Raw genomic sequence first — 20,569 nt, 5'->3', positions numbered from 1 at the left:
TTTTAAGTTATATAAAATATGCCAAGGCAAATCCCAATACGATCATTGATATTTTGGCGATATTGAACTTATGTCCTTCGCTACTTTCAAAGATAATTGTTGAGGAGATATGAAATAAAATTCCAATAACTATGGCGGTAATTTCGTTATAATAGACATTTAATAATGGCAAATAATCCGATAGAATTGTTCCTAATGGTGTCATGATAGCAAAAGTAATCATGAACAGAAATATCGCTTTTTTATTCAGATTAGCATTGATAAAAAAGGTTGTTAAAATAATCGCGATCGGTAGGTGGTGAATGGCAATTCCCATAGCCAAATCATGATGATGACCCACTGGAAATCCTTCTGCCAAAGCATGAATACACAAACTGATAAACAACAACCATGGAATGTGTTCCATTTTGGAATGTCCGTGAACATGACCGTGTTCAGCGCCTTGTGAGAAATATTCCAAGATAATTTGGAACAAAATCCCCACCATAATAAATAATCCAATTCGGCTATTATTACTTTCATAGATTTCGGGAAGCAAATGAATTACTGTCAGCGACAGTAAAAAGGAACCGCTAAATGCCAAAAGTAATTTGAGTTTCACTTTGTCTTTGGGTTGGATTACCAAAGCAAAAATGTAACCGATCAATACCGAAAGTAGGGGTAAAAGATAATTCATTATTTAAAAATCATGATTAATCGTTCGCTTTCCGTTTTATGGAATTTTTTCAATTTATAATCCCCAAAGATATCCAATAAATAGATACCCGCTTCTTCCATCATGGTTTGAAAATCTTGCAAAGTCAAAGCTTGTACTTTTTCGGTAAAATGGTAGGATTCTCCTTTGTCTTCAAAACTAATTTCTTTGTAAATATGACCGTCTTTTACATAACGTTGAATATGGAAATCTATTCCTTCAACGGTTTTAGTTTCTTCAGGAACTAAATTAGCAATGACTTGATTGACGTTCATAAAATCGATCACTGCAAAACCATGTTCGGTTAAGCTTTCTTTGATGGCAATCAGTGTTTTCAAATTGTCGGCATCATTTTCGAAATAACCAAAACTGGTAAACAAATTGAAAATAGCGTCAAATTGATCGTCGAATTTTTCGCGCATATCATGCACTTGAAACTGCAAACTACTGTTGCTATTTTTACTAGCTTCGGCAATACTGTTTTCAGACAAATCAGCACCAATTACCTCAAAACCCAATTGGTTCAAATAGATCGCATGACGTCCTTTTCCACAAGCTAAGTCCAAGACTTTGGCTTTCTCAGGAAGATTAAGGTAATGTGTCAAATTATCCATGAAAATTTGCGCTTCACGGTAATTGCGTTCTTTGTATAAAATATGGTAATAAGGAGTATCAAACCAGGAAGCAAACCAGTTTTGAGTGGGCTTTTGCGTAGCTAATGTAGCTGGTTTAGCATCTTCAGACATTTATTCTTTTTCTATTAATTCAAGTGAGCAAATTTAGTGTATTTTTGCACAAAATAATCCTATTATTTGGATTCATAATTTGGGTAATAGATTTTTTAGGTACTGCTACATCCAAAACATAGCAATAGCAGTTGAATTGAAAAGAAAAAATGGAAGAAAATTTTAAAATGATTGCCAAAACCTTTTTTGGTTTTGAAGAGATACTAGCCAAAGAATTAAGAGATTTAGGCGCACAAGATGTAGAGCAAGGCATTCGAATGGTCAGTTTTAAAGGTGACAAAGGATTTATGTACAAAGCCAATTTGTCGTTGCGTACGGCTTTGAAAATTTTAAAACCGATTTATACTTTTAGAGCCAATAATGAAAATGCTTTGTATAAAGGAATTGCAGGAATCAACTGGTCAAAATATTTAAATGCCAATCAGACTTTTGTAATTGATGCTACGGTTCATTCAGATCACTTTAACCATTCTGAATTTGTTTCTCAAAAATGTAAGGATGCTATTGTAGATCAATTTAGAGAACGAACAGGACAACGTCCAAGCATCGATAAAGCCTACCCTGATTTGCGCATCAATATTCACATTGGCAAAGACCAAGTCTCAGTTGCTTTGGATACTTCGGGAAATTCATTGCACCAACGTGGGTACCGAACCGCTACGAATATTGCTCCCATTAACGAAGTTTTGGCTGCCGGAATTTTATTGCTTTCGGGTTGGGAAGGACAAAGTGATTTCTTAGATCCTATGTGTGGCTCCGGTACTTTTTTGGCAGAAGCCGCTATGATTGCGTGTGCTATTCCAGCCAATATCAATCGTAAAGAATTTGCTTTCGAAAAATGGAACGATTGGGACAATGATTTGTTTGACCAAATCGTCAACAGTTTGATGAAGAAAGTAAGAGAATTTCATTACACCATTAAAGGGTACGACAAGGCGCCAAGTGCTGTGAGTAAAGCCAAAGATAATATTCGCAATGCCAACTTGGAAGATTATGTAACCATTGCTGAAGATAACTTTTTTGATACCGAAAAGCAATCGCAAGGAAAACTGCATATGGTTTTCAATCCGCCGTATGATGAACGATTGGATATTCATATGGAAGAGTTTTATAAAAATATTGGAGATACTTTAAAAAAGGGTTATCCAGGAACGAATGCTTGGTTTATAACGGCTAATTTAGAAGCCTTGAAGTTTGTAGGATTGAAACCGTCCCGCAAGATCAAATTGTTCAATGCCAGTTTAGAAGCCCGTTTAGTGAAATACGAAATGTATGAAGGCAGCAAACGCACCAAGTTTCAAGTTGCCGATAAAGAATAAATCATTCAACTATGACTAAATTACAATTAAGAGCGTTTTTATACCAATTGGGTTGTTTTGCTATCTTGTTTATCTCTTTTCGATTTTTGATTTTCAAATACACGAACCTGACTGGTTTGTTTGTTCCTTTTACCGCTTTTGTTGTGGGAACTATTTTATCGCCAAAATTCCAAGCAGTAAAAACCAGGGACGGTGAAAAATTATTCATGTCTTGGCTGTTTATAAAAGGGATAAAAGAATTGTAATGTATTCGCTTTCGAAAAAGGCACTATTTTAATCAGTTCTTTATGGGGAAAGAAAACAAGACTAAAGTGACAGAAATCGAGGTAGTTGATTTCATAAATTCATTTGTTGACAGCGAAGAAAAGAAACAAGATAGTTTACAACTAATTGAATTAATGAAAAAATGGTCAGGGTTTGAACCCAAAATGTGGGGACCAACAATTATTGGTTTTGGGAGCTATCATTACAAATATGCTAGTGGACACGAAGGAGATTGTTTACTAATTGGTTTTTCGCCAAGAAAAAAAGAATTTTCACTTTATGTATATACTCCCAACCAAAACAATTTGGACTTATTAAATAAATTAGGAAAATTTAAAATGGGTAAAGCCTGTATTTATGTTAATCGATTAATTGATATTGACTTAGACGTTTTAAAAGAGCTTTGTATAGCAACTATCAAATCACATTCAAGCTGAATATTCTACTTTAATTCGATTATTTTATAATCACTTTCTTTTTATACAGTGGAATAAAATAGGTCACACTATAATTAAAACCAATACCAAAACTTCCATTGTACGTTCTGTTGAAACCAGGGATATATAAATTATCAAAACCTTCTGGTTTTTTATTGGTTACCAAGGTTTTTAACTGCACACTAAACCCAACAAAAACATTGTTGAACATTTTGGCTTTCATCCCAGTAACCACTTCAATCCAACTGGCGCTTAATCCATTGAATTCTTGGTTGGCAGGAATAGCAGCTAATTCTCCCCAATAGGGATTAGGATTGTAAATTTTGTAGCTATTTAATTCTTGACTAAAGCTGCTAAAACCATAACGTAAACCAATTGAAATAATGTTTTCCATGTCCAGCCAATTTTCATACATATTATAATCAAATCCGGCTTTTAGATACGACCCTTTGCTGTTTGAAGTTAAGCGGTCGTCTTCAGTGGTTTTATTTTCGTTTCCAAGTTCGGCAGCTAAATAGTATTTTTTATTCCATCTAAAATCAGCTGTAAGTTCAATCCCTTTGTAGTTTTTATCATAAAAACCTCGCGTAAATTTGAAAAGATCAACTCCAACTCGAAGTCCGTAACGGTCTTTTTTTACAGGAATACTATCCGCAATTTGCAAAGAATCGGATTTTACAGTTGGTTTTTCTTGAGCTTGTGCCAATGTCAACATCAGCAAAAAACAAAGACTAAAAGAAAAGTTTAAGATGTGTTTCATTTTCATTGTCTATGGTTGTTTTTTCTACTGAAATATATTGGATCCATTTCCCGCTTGTTGATGGAACAGCGGTGTGCGTTATGGGATTAATAGGGCGTAAACTGAAGTTGGTTTTAAAGCCACAAGCTCTGGAAACAAATGAGTTGATACGGCTATAATTGATTTGGATTTTATCGGTAAAAACCAGAGCTGGATTTGAATTCCCTGAATTGAAAATTAAAGTATACGTGCTCACATCTTGATCTACTTTTAATGGAAGAGAAATGGTACTCGCATTAGTGACATATTTTGAATCACCAATAGCTGTTGGGCTAAACACAATCCCTTCTGTCATTCCTTCTCCCACTACTTTTAACTGGTTCACATTCTTTAAAATGCTTGGGTTGTTGATGTCATAAAAACTAAGAACCAATCGGGGAGTGGTAATTGTATTAGCATCACATATATCATCTTTCTCACAACTAGAGAATAAGACGGATACTAGGACTACAACTAAAAGAATACCTTTTTTCATTGGTTTAGCGTTTCTCCAAAAGTACAACATTTTCAACATGATGCGTTTGCGGAAACATATCCACTGGGCGCACTCGAGTTACCTTGTATTTTTCATCCATTAATGCCAAATCTCGTGCCTGTGTAGCCGAGTTACAACTCACATAGACTACTTTTTGAGGTTCAATTTTTAGAATTTGTTCAATTACATCTTTGTGCATTCCATCTCTTGGTGGGTCGGTTATAATTACATCCGGTTTACCGTGTTGCGCTATGAAACTTTCGTTAAAAACGACCTTCATATCTCCAACAAAGAATTCGCAATTAGTAATCTCGTTGCGTTTAGCATTGGTTTTCGCATCTGAAATGGCTTCAGGAACGCTTTCTACACCAATTACTTTTTTAGCTTTTTTGGATACAAACTGCGCGATTGTTCCTGTTCCTGTGTATAAATCGTATACGGTTTCAGCTCCTGTAAGTCCAGCAAAATCGCGGGTTATTTTGTACAATTCGTAGGCTTGATCCGAATTAGTTTGGTAAAAAGATTTGGCGTTGATACTAAATTTCAACCCTTCCATTTCTTCCAAAATGTAATCGCGACCTTTGTATAGTTGAATGTTAGTATCGTATAAAGTATCGTTCGCCTTATTGTTAACCACAAATTGTAGGGAAGTAATTTGAGGAAATTTGTCGTAGATGTGATCTAAAATCAATTCTCTATTGGCTTTATCGTCTTCAAAAAACTGAATCAATACCATGATTTCTCCAGTCGAAGCGGTACGCAACATTAACGTACGCAATAGACCTTCGTGTGCTCTTGGGTTGAAGAAAGTCAATCCATTGGCATTGGCGAAAGCTCTAATTTCATTACGAATTGCATTTGAAGGATCTTCTTGTAAATGGCATTTGTTGATGTCCAAGATTTTATCCCACATTTTTGGAATGTGAAATCCTAATGCATTTCTATTACCTAAATCTTCGGTACTTTCGATTTCTTTTTCGGTTAACCAACGGCTATTCGAAAACGAAAACTCCATTTTGTTTCTGTAGAAAAATTGTTTTTCAGAACCCAATATCGGTTCGAATTCAGGAAGTTCAATTTTTCCGATGCGTTGCAAATGGTTTTTTACTTCGTTTTGTTTGTAAAACAATTGTTGGCTGTACTTCATGTTTTGCCATTTACAACCGCCACAAACTCCAAAATGTTCGCAAATCGGTTCGATTCGATGTTCTGAAAATTCGTGAAATTTCACTGCTTTTCCTTCGTAAAACGCCTTGCGTTTCTTGAAAGTTTGCACATCAACTACGTCTCCAGGAACTACATTTGGGATAAAAATTACTTTACCGTCGGGGGCTTTTGCTACCGATACGCCTTTTGCACCAGCATCAAGGACTTTTATTTGATGAAAGACAACTTTGTCTGTATTTTTTCTTGCCATAGCGCAAAAATAAGTGTTTGAATGGTTTTATAAATTCAATTTGGGAAAATTTTTTAAAAAGGATTCAAATTAGCCTATCTTTGCCGACTGAAAAAAGCCAATATGAAGTTTGATTTATTACAAAAAGATTCCCAATCGAAAGCGAGAGCCGGAAGTATAACTACCGATCACGGTGTGATTGAAACCCCTATTTTTATGCCTGTTGGGACAGTAGCTTCGGTAAAAGGAGTACACCAACGCGAATTGAAAAATGACATCAACCCAGATATTATTTTAGGAAACACCTATCATTTGTATTTACGTCCGCAAACCGAGATTTTAGAAAAAGCGGGAGGCTTGCATAAATTCATGAATTGGGATCGTAATATTTTGACCGATTCAGGTGGATACCAAGTGTATTCGCTTTCGGCTAATCGAAAGATTAAAGAAGAAGGCGTTAAATTCAAATCGCATATTGACGGATCCTATCATTTTTTCACGCCTGAAAATGTGATGGAAATTCAACGTACTATTGGAGCCGATATCATCATGGCTTTTGATGAATGTACACCTTATCCATGCGATTATAATTATGCTAAACGTTCGATGCACATGACCCACCGCTGGTTGGATCGATGTATCAATCATTTGGATAACTTACCATTTAAATACGGATACGAACAAACTTTTTTCCCAATTGTTCAAGGAAGTACCTACAAAGATTTACGAAGACAATCGGCTGAATATATTGCTAATTCTGGTCAGCAAGGAAATGCTATTGGTGGACTATCCGTTGGAGAACCTGCTGAAGAAATGTATGCCATGACGGAAGTAGTTTGTGAAATACTTCCTGAAGACAAACCCCGTTATTTGATGGGAGTGGGAACACCAATTAATATTTTAGAAAATATCGCCCTTGGAATTGACATGTTTGATTGTGTCATGCCAACTCGTAACGCTAGAAACGGAATGTTGTTTACAGCTAATGGAACGATCAATATCAAAAATAAAAAGTGGGAAGCTGATTTTTCACCTATCGACGAAATGGGAATAACCTTCGTTGATACGGAATATACCAAAGCCTATTTGCGTCACCTTTTTGCTGCCAATGAATTTCTTGGAAAACAAATTGCTACCATTCACAATTTAGGATTTTATATGTGGTTGGTTCGTGAAGCTAGAAAACATATCTTAGCGGGTGATTTTAGACCTTGGAAAGAAATGATGGTGAAAAATATGAGCCAACGATTATAATTTTTTCTCATGAACAAATTAACAATACTAGATAAATACATCTTAAAGCGCTACTTGGTCACTTTTACCGTGATGCTTTTGTTATTTGTTCCCATCGGAATTGTTGTTGACGTTTCTGAAAAGGTGAATATGATGATTAAAAATCAGGTGCCTTTAAATAAAATATTGGTCTATTATTTCAATTTTACCATTTATTTTACCAACATGCTTTTTCCGATATTTCTATTTTTATCGGTGATTTGGTTTACTTCAAAATTGGCCAATAATACAGAAATCATTGCCATTCTAAGCTCGGGGATTTCATTCACCCGCTTTATGCGTCCTTTTATAATTGGCGCTTCTATCATTTCAGTAGTGGTTTTGTTAATGGGGTTTTATTTGGTTCCAATAGCGAGTGAAGGATTCAATAATTTCAGGTATACCTATTTACGAACAGGTGGTCAACAACTGATGCAAGGCGATAATACAGATGTCTACAGACAAATTAGCGATACTGAATTTATTTATGTAAACAGTTTTAATACCGAAACCAAAACGGCTTATAATTTTTCGTTGGAAAACTTCGAAAAAGAAAAGTTAACCTACAAGATTACCGCGGCTCGAATTCAATGGAATCCGAAAGAAAAAAATTATACACTTTTTGAATATACCAAACGAACTGTCGGTCCTATGGGCGATAAGATTGAAAAAGTACCTGAGAAAAAAATGAAATTCAAATTTGATTTGGAAGATTTAGCTCCGGTGGTCTATATAGCTGAAACACTTCCTTTGGGTAAGCTGTATGATTTTATCAACAAAGAAAAGAAAAGAGGTTCTTCCAATATCAATATTTATTTGGTTGTCTTTTATAAAAAATTCAGTATTCCAATTTCGGCATTTATTTTAACGATTATTGCTGTTTCGGTTTCGGCCATGAAACGTAGAGGCGGAATGGGAATGAATTTAGCTATCGGAATTGCCGTGGCCTTTTCTTTTGTGTTTTTAGATAAAATTTTTGGTGTCTTCGCCGAAAAAACTAGCTTTTCTCCACTCATTGCAGTTTGGACTCCTAATTTACTTTTTGGAATTCTAGCGTATTATTTATTACGACATGCAAAACGATAATATTAAAAGCTATCTCAATCTGCATTTAATTGTATTTATTTGGGGATTTACGGCCATTTTAGGCGCATTAATTACGATTCCTGCAGATGATTTGGTTTGGTATCGAATGCTCATCGCTAGTGGTTTTATTGGATTGTTTTTAGTGGCCAAGAAAAAGTCTTTTCGCATTTCCGTTCGTGATTTATTCCAATTAGTATTTGTTGGATTGTTGATTGCGTTGCACTGGATTTTCTTTTTTCAAGCGATTCATATTTCGAATGTCTCGATTACACTTTCGGTATTTTCATTAGGTGCTTTTTTTGCGTCTTTGCTAGAGCCTATTTTTTATGGGCGAAAAGTACTTTGGTACGAAGTATTCTTTGGTTTAATTATCATAGCGGGTTTGTCACTAATCCTTCAAGTTGAAAGCGGTTATATTAACGGCGTATTTTTTGCTTTGGCCTCCATTATTTTAGGGGTTTTATTTACTTTAATGAATGGGAAATTAATAGCAAAACAAGATCCATCAGTAATCACTTTTTATGAATTTCTTTCCGGATTTTTCTTCATATCGCTTTATTTTATTGTCCAAGGAAAATTTACAAAAGACTTTTTTGTGCTATCGGTTACTAATTGGGTTTGGCTTTTTATTTTAGCTTCAGTCTGTACCGCTTATGCTTTTACAGCGTCAGTAGGAGTAATGCGAAAATTGACCCCTTATACGGTGATGTTAACTACTAATTTAGAGCCGGTGTACGGAATAGTACTCGCTTATTTTATTATTGGTGGGAAAGAAAAGATGAGTACAGAATTTTATATTGGCGCCTTAATTATTGTTATTACTGTCATTTTAAACGGGGTGATTAAACACTATTATAAAGCCAAAGAATAACTAAAAACAAGGCAATTTTTTGCACTTAAATCAAAATTTAGGACTGTCAAACGATTTTAAATTTTATATTTGCAGTTCTAATCGAGAAAATAAATAACACTACAACTCCATGGAATATTTAGATTTTGAACTTCCTATCAAAGAATTAGAAGATCAGTTAGAAAAATGTGTTGTTATTGGTAAAGAATCAGATGTTGATGTAACCAATACCTGCAAACAGATCAATAAAAAGTTAGAAGAAACCAAACGTAATATATACAAAAACCTAACTGCTTGGCAACGTGTTCAATTGTCAAGACACCCAAATAGACCTTATACTTTAGATCATATCAACGCGCTTTGTGGAGATACTTTTTTAGAATTACACGGTGACCGTGGTTTTAAAGATGACAAAGCGATGGTGGGTGGATTAGGAAAAATTGCCGGTCAATCGTTTATGATCATTGGCCAACAAAAAGGATACAACACCAAAACACGTCAATACCGTAACTTTGGTATGGCGAATCCAGAAGGATATAGAAAAGCCTTGCGTTTAATGAAAATGGCGGAGAAATTTGGCATTCCAATTGTCACTTTAGTAGACACTCCGGGAGCTTATCCAGGTCTAGAAGCGGAGGAGCGTGGACAAGGTGAAGCCATTGCTAGAAACATCTTTGAAATGGTTCGTTTGAAAGTACCTGTTATTACTGTTATTGTTGGGGAGGGAGCTTCTGGTGGCGCTTTAGGAATTGGTGTAGGAGATAAGGTGTATATGTTAGAGAATACTTGGTATTCTGTTATCTCGCCAGAGTCTTGCTCGTCTATCCTTTGGAAAAGCTGGGAATACAAAGAACAAGCTGCAGAAGCTTTGAAATTGACTTCTTCCGACATGAAAAAGCAAAAATTAATTGATGACATTATTCCAGAACCATTAGGAGGCGCTCACTACGATAGAGAAAGTACTTTTAAAACGGTGGAACAATACATTATGAAAGGATACAATGAGTTGAAAGACTTATCAACAGAAGAATTGTTAGCCCAACGATACGAGAAATACCTTGCGATGGGACATTTTAAAGACTAATTATCTTACAAATTCATACTAAATCCGAAACCTTACAGTTTCGGATTTTTTTTGACTTATAAACAAAAAATAGTTAGTTATCAACATTATTATGTAATAAGTCCTTGCTGACTTTTTTTTAATTTTTCTTATTTTCGCTACATGGAAAATTTTAGAAATATAGCGCCAGTTAAAGTAGACAAAGCGACTATCATTAATCTCGAAAAAGGAAAATTACCTCCACAGGTATTGGACTTAGAAGAGGCGGTGTTAGGCGCCATGATGATTGATAAAAAAGGAGTAGATGAGGTTATTGATATCTTGCAAGCCGATGCCTTTTACAAAGACGCACACAAATATATTTTTGAAGCTATTGTTCAATTGTTTACCGAAACACAACCAATCGATTTATTAACGGTTTCGGCTCAACTTAAGAAAAACGGAAAATTAGACATTGCTGGTGGCGATTTCTATTTGATTCAGTTGACCCAAAAAATTTCCTCTTCGGCGCACATTGAGTTTCACTCTAGAATTATTCTGCAAAAATTCATTCAACGTAGTTTGATTCGTATTTCATCAGAAATTATAGAAGATTCGTATGACGAAACTACTGATGTATTCGATTTGTTAGACAAAGCCGAATCGAAATTATACGAAGTAACACAAGGGAATATTAAACGAAGTTCTGAAACTGCACAAAGTTTAGTGTTGCAAGCTAAAAAACGAATTGAAGAAATAGCAGGTCAAGAAGGATTGAGTGGAGTAGCGACTGGTTTTGAAAAATTAGATAAGATTACCTCAGGTTGGCAGCCGAGTGATTTAATTATCATTGCAGCAAGACCTGCGATGGGAAAAACTGCATTTGTATTGTCAATGGCACGAAATATGGCTATTGATTATGGAATGCCGGTAGCTTTATTCTCTTTGGAGATGGCTTCAGTGCAATTAATTACTCGTTTGATTTCCTCTGAAACAGGTTTGTCTTCCGAAAAGTTACGTACCGGAAAATTAGAAAAACACGAATGGGAACAATTGAGTACCAAAGTGAAAAACTTAGAAAAAGCACCTTTATATATTGACGATACCCCATCTCTTTCTATTTTTGATTTAAGAGCTAAAGCAAGACGTTTAGTATCTCAACACGGAATTAGAATCATCATTGTCGACTATTTGCAATTGATGACTGCTGGTGGAAACGGAAAAGGTGGCGGAAATAGAGAGCAAGAAATCTCGACGATTTCTCGAAATTTGAAAGCCTTGGCTAAAGAGTTGAATGTTCCGGTTATTGCGCTTTCGCAATTATCGCGTGCGGTAGAAACTCGTGGTTCTAGTAAGCGTCCATTATTGTCCGACTTACGTGAATCGGGTGCGATTGAGCAAGATGCCGATATTGTTTCGTTCTTGTACCGTCCGGAATATTATAAAATTGACGAATGGGATGATGATGAAGCATCGCCAACAGCTGGTCAGGCCGAAATCATGATTGCCAAGCACCGTAATGGTAGTATCGAAAACGTTCGTTTGAAATTCATCGGTCATTTAGGTAAATTTGATAATTTAGATGATTACTCAGGAAGTTACGATGATTTACCATCAAGCATGAATAGTGACGATAATCCGTTTATTACAAAGAACTTGCCTTCGGCTAATGAAGCCTTTGGAAGTAATTTGAATGAGGAAGACGACGATAGTGATGTTCCCTTTTAAATAAAAAAATATAAGTCCGCTTTTAAGCGGATTTTTTTTTGGTTCACGGCCAAATGAAGTGAAACTATTTTTAATTCAAACTAAATTCCATCCAAATAGGGCAGTGGTCTGAAATGGTTCTGGCATGTCGCAGAGAAGGAAAGTTTTGGTAAAACAAAACGACACCTGAACTTAATTTCTTAATATTTGATTTTAGGAAAAAGATATTGTCAAATTCAGAGGCAAGATATTGGCCGTTTTTTATACTGCGTTTCAAAGAGGTTTTTTGGTTGACCAATGCTGATGCAAATCCCATTTTTCGCAATGGATTAAAAACAGAATGCGATTGCGGACAATTGAAATCACCCATAATGATCAAATTGGATTTTGGATATGTTGTTGGGAAGAATTGAAAGTATTTAATCTCTCTTTCAGGTTGCTTACTTTTGGTAATCGCATGAAAGGAAATGGCGGTGAATTGTTTATTGCCATACTCAAAAGTACATAAGTAAGGTTCGCGCTCTATTTGGGTTGCATATATTTTTTCAAGCCAGGCTTTTCCAATTATTTTGACAGATGCTGTTTTCCAAAGAAAGGCATAGCGTTCTGTTTTACTGGGTGAACTTGAAGTGGGATCACTGATGGTATAATCCCAATGACTTCCTTTTCTATTAAGTGCATCTGCAAGTCGGGCAACTGCCTGAGCGCCTCCATTACCCGCTACAACTTCTTGTAAGGCGACTAAATCATATTGGTTTAGTAGATTTGCCATAAAGGCTATTTCTTCATTAGACTTGGATTTGCCTAAATTTTCGACATTCCAAGAAACTAATTTAATTTGGCAAAAGCCAATGAAAGAAAGAAGTAGGAATACAAAAAGGAATATTTTTTTCATGTGCTATTCTAAATAGTATTGCGGTTTAAAGATACAATTATTAGTCGTTCATCACTAAAGGGCAACAAAAAACCCCAATCTTTCGATTGAGGTTTTCTATATAAGTAAGTAATCTAAATTGAGTTGATAAAACGTTTATTTTACTTTATTAAGTATTGCTTTGAATGCTTCTGGGTGGTTCATCGCTAAATCAGCAAGAACCTTACGGTTCAATTCGATATTGTTAGCTTTTACTTTACCCATGAATTGAGAATAAGACATTCCTTCTAAACGAGCTCCAGCGTTGATACGTTGAATCCATAAAGCACGGAAATTTCTTTTATTCACTTTTCTGTCACGGTAAGCGTAGCACATTGCTTTCTCTACCGCGTTCTTAGCAACTGTCCAAACGTTTTTACGTCTACCAAAGAAACCTTTGGCTTGCTTCATTATTTTTTTTCTTCTTGCTCTTTTAGCAACTGAATTTACCGATCTTGGCATAATTTTACTGTTTTTTTGTAGCAGGCGTCCCGAATTTAATCAAGGGAACTTAAGGCCATACTCCAAGGTTATTAAATTGTTTGTAACCTAAAGAATTCTTTAGTGATTAGTAAATAGTGATTAGTGAGTTGCAAAAAAGCTAATTACTAACTGCTAGTTACTAGTTACTCATTATATAATTCTTAATTGTTGTTTGATGCTTTTTTCATCTGATTGGTGAACTAACGCTGAGTGTGTCAAAGCTAATTTACGTTTTTTAGATTTTTTAGTCAAGATGTGACTTTTAAAAGCATGCTTTCTTTTAATCTTTCCAGAACCAGTAACTTTAAATCGTTTCTTGGCGCTAGATTTGGTTTTCATTTTAGGCATTTTTTCCTAGTGTTTTTAATTTATCTTACTTACTGTCTTTGCGAGCTTGCGAAGCAATCTCAATATTTATTTATCCTAAATGTGGATTATTTCTTTTTCTTAGGAGCAATGAACATAATCATTCTCTTTCCTTCAAGAACTGGCATCGCTTCAACTTTACCAAATTCTTCTAAATCAGTTGCCAAACGCAATAATAAGATTTGACCTTGATCTTTATAAATGATTGAACGCCCTTTAAAGAAAACAAAAGCTTTCAATTTAGATCCTTCTTTCAAGAATTTTTCAGCGTTCTTTCTTTTAAACTCGTAATCGTGCTCATCTGTTTGAGGACCAAAACGAATTTCTTTAATCACCACTTGTGTTGATTTAGCTTTCAAAACCTTTTCACGTTTCTTTTGCTCATAGACAAACTTTTTGTAGTCCATGATTTTACAAACGGGTGGTTCTGCATTTGGTGAAATTTCAACCAAATCCAATTCAAATTCGTCAGCTAATTTCAAAGCATCTGCAGTTTTAAAAACTCCAGGCTCAATATTTTCACCTACAAGACGTACTTCTGGTACACGAATAAAATTATTAATTCGGTGTGCATCTTTCTTTTCTACTCGAGGTTGGTAACCTCTGTTGCTTCTTATTGCTATGGCTTTAAAATTTAAGTTAAACTGTAAATACTTTTAATGTTTTGTTGATCTCTTCAGTAACAATAGCGGCAAATTCCTCTATGGTAACTGTTATGTTTCCTTTTCCTTCTTGACCGTGACGTCGAATTGAAATTGTACCGTTTTTTTCTTCTTCTTCACCTACAATCAGCATGAAAGGCGTTTTTTGCATTTCAGCATCTCTAATTTTCTTGCCGATTGTTTCGTTTCGATTGTCAATTAGGGCGCGAATTTCGTGATTTTCTAGCAAATCTAAAACTTTTTTGGCATATATTTCATATTTCTCGCTCAATGACAAGATAATAGCTTGCTCAGGCATTAACCACAATGGGAAATTACCGGCAGTATGCTCTAATAAAATAGCAATAAAACGTTCCATTGAACCAAATGGTGCACGGTGAATCATTACCGGTCTATGTAATTGATCATCAGATCCTTTGTAGGTCAAATCAAAACGCTCTGGCAAGTTGTAATCGACTTGAATAGTTCCTAATTGCCATTGTCTTCCTAAAGCATCTTTTACCATGAAATCCAGCTTTGGACCATAGAAAGCAGCTTCGCCATATTCAACAACGGTATTCAATCCTTTGTCTCTAGCAGCATTGATAATAGCATTTTCGGCTTTTTCCCAATTTTCGTCAGAACCAATGTACTTGTCTCTATTTTCTTGATCGCGTAATGAAATTTGAGCGGTAAAGTTTTCAAATCCTAAGGAACCGAAAACATATAATACCAAATCAATTACTTTTTTGAATTCTTCGTCCAATTGTTCTGGCGTACAGAAAATGTGTGCATCGTCTTGAGTAAATCCTCTAACACGAGTTAAACCGTGTAATTCGCCACTTTGTTCGTAACGGTATACGGTTCCAAATTCAGCATAACGCTTTGGTAAATCTTTGTACGACCAAGGACGCACATTGTAAATCTCACAGTGGTGAGGACAGTTCATAGGTTTCAACAAAAACTCTTCACCTTCGGCTGGCGTGTTGATGGGTTGAAAACTATCAGCACCATACTTCGCATAGTGCCCTGAAGTTACGTACAATTCTTTTTGACCAATATGGGGTGTAACTACTTGTTCGTAACCTGCTTTTTTCTGTGCTCTTTTCAAAAATTGTTCTAAACGATCACGCAAAGCAGCGCCTTTAGGCAACCATAAAGGCAAACCTTGCCCCACTTTAGATGAAAAAGCAAACAATTCCAATTCTTTTCCTAGTTTTCTGTGGTCACGACGTTTGGCCTCTTCCAATAATTCTAGGTATTCAGTCAAATCTTTTTGCTTTGGGAATGAAATTCCGTACACTCGAGTTAACTGTTTGTTTTTTTCATCACCTCTCCAATACGCACCAGCAACGCTCATCACTTTCATGGCCTTGATAATTCCAGTGTTTGGAATATGACCTCCACGACATAAATCAGTGAAAGTAGAGTGATCACAAAAAGTAATCGTTCCGTCTTCTAGGTTCGAAATTAATTCGGTTTTGTAGACATTGTCTTTGTATACTTCAAGCGCTTCTGCCTTAGTCACAGGACGCAATTTGAATTCGTGTTTGTCTCTTGAAATTTCTAAAACGCGGTCTTCAATTTTTTTGAAATCGGCATCTGTAATTTTATGATCTTCGAAATCAACATCATAATAAAATCCGTTAGCGATTGCAGGTCCAAGAGTCAATTTGATTCCTGGATACATTTCTTCTAAAACCTGCGCCATCACGTGAGAAGTAGAGTGCCAAAAGGCTTTTTTTCCTCCTTCGTCATTCCAAGTAAAAAGAACAAGACTACCATCTGTGGTCAAAGGCGTAACGGTTTCAACGGTAGTACCATTGAATGATGCAGAAATAACATTTCTAGCCAATCCTTCGCTAATGCTTTTTGCAACGTCCATTGGGGTAATCCCAGCTGCAAATTCTTTCACAGACCCATCGGGTAAAGTAATCTTAATCATTGTAAACTATTTTTAGGATTGCAAATATAGGGTATTGAAAAAACACACACAAAATATAAGCAAGGTTTGTGCGTGGTTTTTAGCGGATTTTAGCAAATAATATTCAAAATTGGAACTTGTTTTAAAATTGGCTCTAGAAGTTTCGTTACTAAAAACTATTCTTTACTTTTGCAACACTCAAAATCACAACTATGTACAAGCTATTAATTCGTCCGATACTTTTTTGTTTTGACCCTGAAAAAGTGCACTATTTTACCTTTTCATTGATTCGTATCATTTCTAAAATACCTGGTTTTTCAGGACTTTTTCGTGCCTTATACGAAGTGAATGATCGACGTTTAGAAACCGAAGTTTTCGGATTGAAATTTAAAAACCCAGTAGGTTTAGCTGCCGGTTTTGATAAGAATGCGGTTTTGTATAAAGAGTTGTCCGACTTCGGTTTTGGCTTTATCGAAATTGGTACGATTACGCCAAAAGCACAGGATGGAAATCCAAAAAAACGTTTGTTCCGTTTGAAGGAAGATAGCGCGATTATTAACCGAATGGGTTTTAATAACGGCGGAGTGGAAGAAGCAGTGTTGCGTTTGAAAAAAAATAATGGAGTCTTGATTGGTGGAAATATTGGAAAAAACAAAGTAACACCTAACGAAGAAGCGACTTCTGATTATGAAATTTGTTTTGAGGCGTTGTTTGATTATGTAGATTATTTTGTGGTCAATGTGAGTTCGCCAAACACCCCTAATTTACGTGCTTTACAAGATAAAGAGCCGTTAACCGAATTGTTGCAAACCTTGCAAAATAAAAATTGGGCTAAGCCAAAACAGAAACCTATTTTATTAAAAATCGCACCGGATTTAACAGATGAACAATTGTTGGATATTATCGATATTGTCAACGAAACCAAAATTGCAGGAGTGATTGCCACTAATACAACTTTGTCACGTGATGGATTGGTTTCTGAAAATAAAATTGAGACAGGTGGCTTGTCTGGAAAACCTTTGGAAAAACGATCAACAGAAGTTATTCGATTTTTAGCTGAAAAAAGTAATCAATCGTTTCCAATTATTGGAGTAGGAGGTATTCATTCGGCCGAAGATGCTCTCGAAAAGCTAGCAGCAGGAGCTAGTTTGGTGCAATTATACACAGGATTTATTTACGAAGGTCCAGCCTTGGTCAAAGCAATTAACAAAGCAGTTTTAAGAAATAAATAGATTTTTCTTTGTTTTCTAACTCTTGATTTTTACTACCTTTGATTCGCTATGAAAACAGTAAAAATCATTGAATGTCCGCGTGATGCTATGCAAGGAATAAAGACTTTTATTCCGACGGCTAACAAAGTGACGTATATCCAATCGTTATTGCGAGTGGGGTTTGATAGCATTGATTTTGGAAGTTTTGTTTCGCCTAAAGCGATTCCCCAAATGCAAGATACTGCCGAAGTTTTAGCTCAATTGGATTTGTCTCAAACCAAAAGTAAGTTACTGGCCATTATTGCCAATACGCAAGGTGCTGAAACGGCTTGTACTTTCCCTGAAATTCAATATTTAGGTTTCCCATTTTCTATTTCGGAAAACTTTCAAATGCGTAATACCCACAAAACCATTTCGCAATCTTTAGTCAGTTTACAAGAGATTTTAAATTTGGCTGATGCTAAAAATAAACAAGTAATAGCTTATCTTTCTATGGGTTTTGGCAATCCCTACGGTGATCCTTGGAACACTGAAATTGTGGGGGAGTGGACTGAAAAATTAGCAGGAATGGGAGTTAAAATTGTGTCACTTTCTGACACCATTGGAAGTTCTACTCCAGAAGTGATTTCGTATTTGTTTTCCAATTTAATTCCGGCTTATCCAACTATTGAATTTGGCGCACATTTACACACCACTCCAGATTCATGGTTTGAAAAAATTGAAGCTGCCTATCATGCTGGCTGCCTCCGATTTGATGGTGCGATTCAAGGTTTTGGTGGATGCCCCATGGCGACCAATCATTTGACTGGAAATATGCCTACAGAAAAATTACTCTCCTATTTTACGGCTCAAAAAGCCACTACTAATTTGAGTCCGATGAGTTTTGAAAGTGCGTATAATGAAGCGTCAAAAGTATTTGGCCAATTCTATTAATAACAATAAATGAATTAGAATGCCGTTTTGCTCCTATACAAACACAATGCCCTATTTTATGAAACGCCTTCTTCTATATCGATTTTTCGGGTTATTCTTTTTGGTGCTTTTCTATTGCTCATGTTCCAGTGATTTAGATTATGAACAATCGAAAAACCTTCAGTTAGAACCTACTTATGTTGCAAATTTGCTGTATTTTGATATTCCAGCTCATGAGTTTGTGACCAATGGAATAGAAACACCGCAATTTATAGATCGATCTACCATTGATGTTTTTAACAACTCATTTTTTGTCAATAATTTGACCAAAGTTGATTTGGATTTTGAAATCACTAATACAATTACAAGAGCTTATGTTTTGGATGTAAAATTATATAATGCAACAGGAGTTCAATTGGATGTTATTTCTATTGCTGTACCTGCTTATTATGGAGCACTAAACAAGGTTGTTCAAAAGGAAGTATTTCAAGGAATTCGACTGACCACATTAAAAAATACTACTCGAATAGATATGAACATTAGAATGGCTTCGGGAGCGCCTTTGACAGAAACCAGTTCTGGATCTATTAAAATGCGTTCAGGTATAACGGCTTATTTTGTACTTCAATGAAAAAAATAGTATTCCTAGTTTGTTTTTTTATAGCAGCTAATTTGACTGCCCAGAACAAACAGTTGCTGTATAACTTTACTGACATTCCTCAATCGTTGATGACTAATCCGGGTGCCGATATAAAATACAAATGGTATGCAGGTGTACCTTTATTGTCGGGCATTTCAATGAATGTGGGTTCTAGTGGATTTTCTGCTTACGATTTGTTTGCTAATGATGGGGTTGATTTTACTACCAAATTAAAAAATATTCTATCCCAAACTACTTCTAACGATGTATTGAGTTTGAATCAACAATTAGAGCTATTTAATGGTGGTTTTAAATTGGGGAGTCGGTATGAAGATAAAGGGTATTTGTCTTTTGGACTGTACCAAGAATTCGATTTTTTAAGTTATGTTCCTCAAGATATTGCTGTGCTAGCTATTTATGGTAACAAAGATTATATTGGAAAACGGTTTAATTTAGCTGACATAAGTATTAAAGCAGCTCTTTCGTCTGTTTTTCATGTTGGATTTCATAAAAAGATTCAGGACGATTTAATTATTGGGGCTAGAGCCAAATTATATTCCAGTATTTTCGATGCAAGTTCAATTTCAAATGCGGGTTATATCTATACCAATACTTCAACGGACTCTTATTATGAACAAATTGTCTATTCCAATTTACAGTTAAACACTTCTGGATTTGCTCAATACAATGATGCTAATAGCAATAGTAATGTTGGAACTGATATTAAGAAAGGCATCTTGCTTGGAGGAAATTTAGGTTTAGGAATTGATTTGGGACTGACTTATTATCCGCAATCAAATATGCAGTTGACTGCAAGTATTATTGATTTAGGTTATATCAATCATAAAAAGAATATAGAAAGTTACAGTTACAAAGGATTTTATAATTATAAAGGATTGGTGCCCAAATTTAATAATGAAAATGTTGCTCAAGCGAATTATCAAGATTTCAAAGACGCTATTGTATTTGATACTTTACATACGAAATACACCACTTGGCGACCAACAAAATTGAATGCTTCGGCTCAATATTCTTTTGAAGAGGAAAGAGTCGTAGATGGAGTTTGCAATTGTGAAGGAACCGATCGTACTACCTTTTATAAAAGTACAGTTGGCGCACAATTATTTATGATGACCACACCAAAATCTCCCTTAATGGCAGTTACTGCGTTTTTCAAAAGAAACTTTTCAAAGGATTTTCAAGTAAAAGCCACCTATACGTTGGATTCTTTTTCGTACTCCAATTTGGGATTAGGGATGTCAACGAAAATGGGGCCAGTACACTTTTATATTTTGGCAGATAATCTTTTGTCTTATGCGGATATTTCTAAGGCAAATAGCCTTTCTTTTCAATTGGGATTGAACGTAATTTTGAATGATTAATGAGATTTTA

The 20,569-nt window shown here is 35.4% G+C and carries 22 protein-coding genes; 12 read left to right on the top strand and 10 right to left on the bottom strand.

Annotated features, from left to right (window positions below; all coding sequences use genetic code 11):
- Positions 1–7: 7 nt before the first annotated feature.
- On the bottom strand, positions 8–676 hold the full coding sequence (locus LPC21_RS09655) for a ZIP family metal transporter (RefSeq protein ID WP_229316984.1): 669 nt from the start codon (positions 674–676) through the stop codon (positions 8–10).
- The gene (locus LPC21_RS09650; RefSeq protein WP_229316983.1) at positions 676–1,440 is read right to left on the bottom strand and encodes a class I SAM-dependent DNA methyltransferase; all 765 of its coding nucleotides are present in this window, start codon (positions 1,438–1,440) and stop codon (positions 676–678) included. The genes LPC21_RS09655 and LPC21_RS09650 overlap by 1 nt, the downstream gene beginning before the upstream one ends.
- Before the next feature lie 149 nt (positions 1,441–1,589).
- On the opposite strand from LPC21_RS09650, the gene LPC21_RS09645 reads away from it, so the two are divergent.
- Genes LPC21_RS09645 through LPC21_RS09635 form a run of 3 tightly spaced genes read left to right on the top strand, consistent with a single transcriptional unit; the run spans position 1,590 to position 3,460 of the window.
- Positions 1,590–2,759 carry a THUMP domain-containing class I SAM-dependent RNA methyltransferase gene (locus tag LPC21_RS09645; RefSeq protein WP_229316982.1) on the top strand — a complete coding sequence of 390 codons (1,170 nt, stop codon included), beginning with the start codon at positions 1,590–1,592 and terminating at the stop codon, positions 2,757–2,759.
- 11 nt (positions 2,760–2,770) lie between these two features.
- Positions 2,771–3,004, top strand: a complete 234-nt coding sequence (locus LPC21_RS09640; RefSeq protein ID WP_229316981.1) for a hypothetical protein — start codon at positions 2,771–2,773, stop codon at positions 3,002–3,004.
- A 42-nt stretch (positions 3,005–3,046) separates the two neighbouring features.
- Positions 3,047–3,460 carry a DUF1801 domain-containing protein gene (locus LPC21_RS09635; RefSeq protein WP_229316980.1) on the top strand — a complete coding sequence of 138 codons (414 nt, stop codon included), beginning with the start codon at positions 3,047–3,049 and terminating at the stop codon, positions 3,458–3,460.
- 19 nt (positions 3,461–3,479) lie between these two features.
- Here LPC21_RS09635 and LPC21_RS09630 read toward each other — a convergent pair whose 3' ends face one another.
- From LPC21_RS09630 to rlmD, 3 genes are read right to left on the bottom strand one after another with little or no spacing between them, the layout of a single operon-like run.
- Positions 3,480–4,220 (bottom strand): DUF6048 family protein, encoded by a 741-nt coding sequence (locus LPC21_RS09630; protein ID WP_229316976.1) that lies wholly within the window; start codon positions 4,218–4,220, stop codon positions 3,480–3,482.
- Positions 4,192–4,734, bottom strand: coding sequence for a DUF6452 family protein (locus LPC21_RS09625; RefSeq protein WP_229316975.1), 543 nt, complete (start codon positions 4,732–4,734; stop codon positions 4,192–4,194). The genes LPC21_RS09630 and LPC21_RS09625 overlap by 29 nt, the downstream gene beginning before the upstream one ends.
- Positions 4,735–4,738: 4 nt before the next feature.
- Positions 4,739–6,151: a 23S rRNA (uracil(1939)-C(5))-methyltransferase RlmD gene (gene rlmD, locus LPC21_RS09620; protein WP_229316974.1), complete on the bottom strand. Its 1,413-nt coding sequence runs from the start codon at positions 6,149–6,151 to the stop codon at positions 4,739–4,741.
- Positions 6,152–6,253: 102 nt separating this feature from the next.
- Here rlmD and tgt point away from each other — a divergent pair, with 102 nt between their 5' ends.
- The 5 genes from tgt (at position 6,254) to dnaB (ending at position 12,108) form a co-directional block, all read left to right on the top strand.
- Entirely contained in the window at positions 6,254–7,384 is a 1,131-nt protein-coding gene (gene tgt, locus LPC21_RS09615) for a tRNA guanosine(34) transglycosylase Tgt (protein WP_229316973.1), read from the top strand.
- A gap of 9 nt (positions 7,385–7,393) precedes the next feature.
- Positions 7,394–8,488, top strand: a complete 1,095-nt coding sequence (locus LPC21_RS09610) for an LptF/LptG family permease (RefSeq protein ID WP_229316971.1) — start codon at positions 7,394–7,396, stop codon at positions 8,486–8,488.
- Positions 8,475–9,359, top strand: coding sequence for a DMT family transporter (locus LPC21_RS09605; RefSeq protein WP_229316970.1), 885 nt, complete (start codon positions 8,475–8,477; stop codon positions 9,357–9,359). Before LPC21_RS09610 ends, LPC21_RS09605 begins: the two co-directional genes overlap by 14 nt.
- Positions 9,360–9,468: 109 nt before the next feature.
- Complete coding sequence (locus tag LPC21_RS09600) at positions 9,469–10,422, top strand: acetyl-CoA carboxylase carboxyltransferase subunit alpha (protein WP_229316969.1); 954 nt, start codon at positions 9,469–9,471, stop codon at positions 10,420–10,422.
- Between the two features lie 141 nt (positions 10,423–10,563).
- Positions 10,564–12,108: a replicative DNA helicase gene (dnaB, locus tag LPC21_RS09595; RefSeq protein WP_229316967.1), complete on the top strand. Its 1,545-nt coding sequence runs from the start codon at positions 10,564–10,566 to the stop codon at positions 12,106–12,108.
- Between the two features lie 70 nt (positions 12,109–12,178).
- Here dnaB and LPC21_RS09590 read toward each other — a convergent pair whose 3' ends face one another.
- The 5 genes from LPC21_RS09590 to thrS all read right to left on the bottom strand — a co-directional run bounded on the left by LPC21_RS09590 (position 12,179) and on the right by thrS (position 16,435).
- Positions 12,179–12,982: an endonuclease/exonuclease/phosphatase family protein gene (locus tag LPC21_RS09590; RefSeq protein ID WP_229316966.1), complete on the bottom strand. Its 804-nt coding sequence runs from the start codon at positions 12,980–12,982 to the stop codon at positions 12,179–12,181.
- A gap of 135 nt (positions 12,983–13,117) precedes the next feature.
- The gene (gene rplT, locus LPC21_RS09585) at positions 13,118–13,462 is read right to left on the bottom strand and encodes a 50S ribosomal protein L20 (protein WP_024982755.1); all 345 of its coding nucleotides are present in this window, start codon (positions 13,460–13,462) and stop codon (positions 13,118–13,120) included.
- A gap of 171 nt (positions 13,463–13,633) precedes the next feature.
- Positions 13,634–13,831: a 50S ribosomal protein L35 gene (gene rpmI, locus LPC21_RS09580; protein ID WP_229316965.1), complete on the bottom strand. Its 198-nt coding sequence runs from the start codon at positions 13,829–13,831 to the stop codon at positions 13,634–13,636.
- 86 nt (positions 13,832–13,917) lie between these two features.
- Positions 13,918–14,472, bottom strand: a complete 555-nt coding sequence (gene infC, locus LPC21_RS09575) for a translation initiation factor IF-3 (RefSeq protein WP_409070959.1) — start codon at positions 14,470–14,472, stop codon at positions 13,918–13,920.
- 16 nt (positions 14,473–14,488) lie between these two features.
- Positions 14,489–16,435: a threonine--tRNA ligase gene (gene thrS, locus LPC21_RS09570; protein WP_229316963.1), complete on the bottom strand. Its 1,947-nt coding sequence runs from the start codon at positions 16,433–16,435 to the stop codon at positions 14,489–14,491.
- A 191-nt stretch (positions 16,436–16,626) separates the two neighbouring features.
- On the opposite strand from thrS, the gene LPC21_RS09565 reads away from it, so the two are divergent.
- Genes LPC21_RS09565 through LPC21_RS09550 form a run of 4 tightly spaced genes read left to right on the top strand, consistent with a single transcriptional unit; the run spans position 16,627 to position 20,559 of the window.
- Entirely contained in the window at positions 16,627–17,646 is a 1,020-nt protein-coding gene (locus LPC21_RS09565; protein WP_229316962.1) for a quinone-dependent dihydroorotate dehydrogenase, read from the top strand.
- A gap of 48 nt (positions 17,647–17,694) precedes the next feature.
- Positions 17,695–18,558 carry a beta/alpha barrel domain-containing protein gene (locus LPC21_RS09560; protein ID WP_229316961.1) on the top strand — a complete coding sequence of 288 codons (864 nt, stop codon included), beginning with the start codon at positions 17,695–17,697 and terminating at the stop codon, positions 18,556–18,558.
- A gap of 58 nt (positions 18,559–18,616) precedes the next feature.
- The gene (locus LPC21_RS09555) at positions 18,617–19,168 is read left to right on the top strand and encodes a hypothetical protein (protein WP_229316960.1); all 552 of its coding nucleotides are present in this window, start codon (positions 18,617–18,619) and stop codon (positions 19,166–19,168) included.
- Positions 19,165–20,559: a DUF5723 family protein gene (locus tag LPC21_RS09550; protein ID WP_229316959.1), complete on the top strand. Its 1,395-nt coding sequence runs from the start codon at positions 19,165–19,167 to the stop codon at positions 20,557–20,559. Before LPC21_RS09555 ends, LPC21_RS09550 begins: the two co-directional genes overlap by 4 nt.
- The last annotated feature ends 10 nt before the right edge of the window (positions 20,560–20,569 follow it).

The organism is Flavobacterium ammoniigenes (assembly GCF_020886055.1).
GTDB lineage: Bacteria > Bacteroidota > Bacteroidia > Flavobacteriales > Flavobacteriaceae > Flavobacterium > Flavobacterium ammoniigenes.
This window is presented reverse-complemented; position numbering and strand designations above follow the sequence as displayed.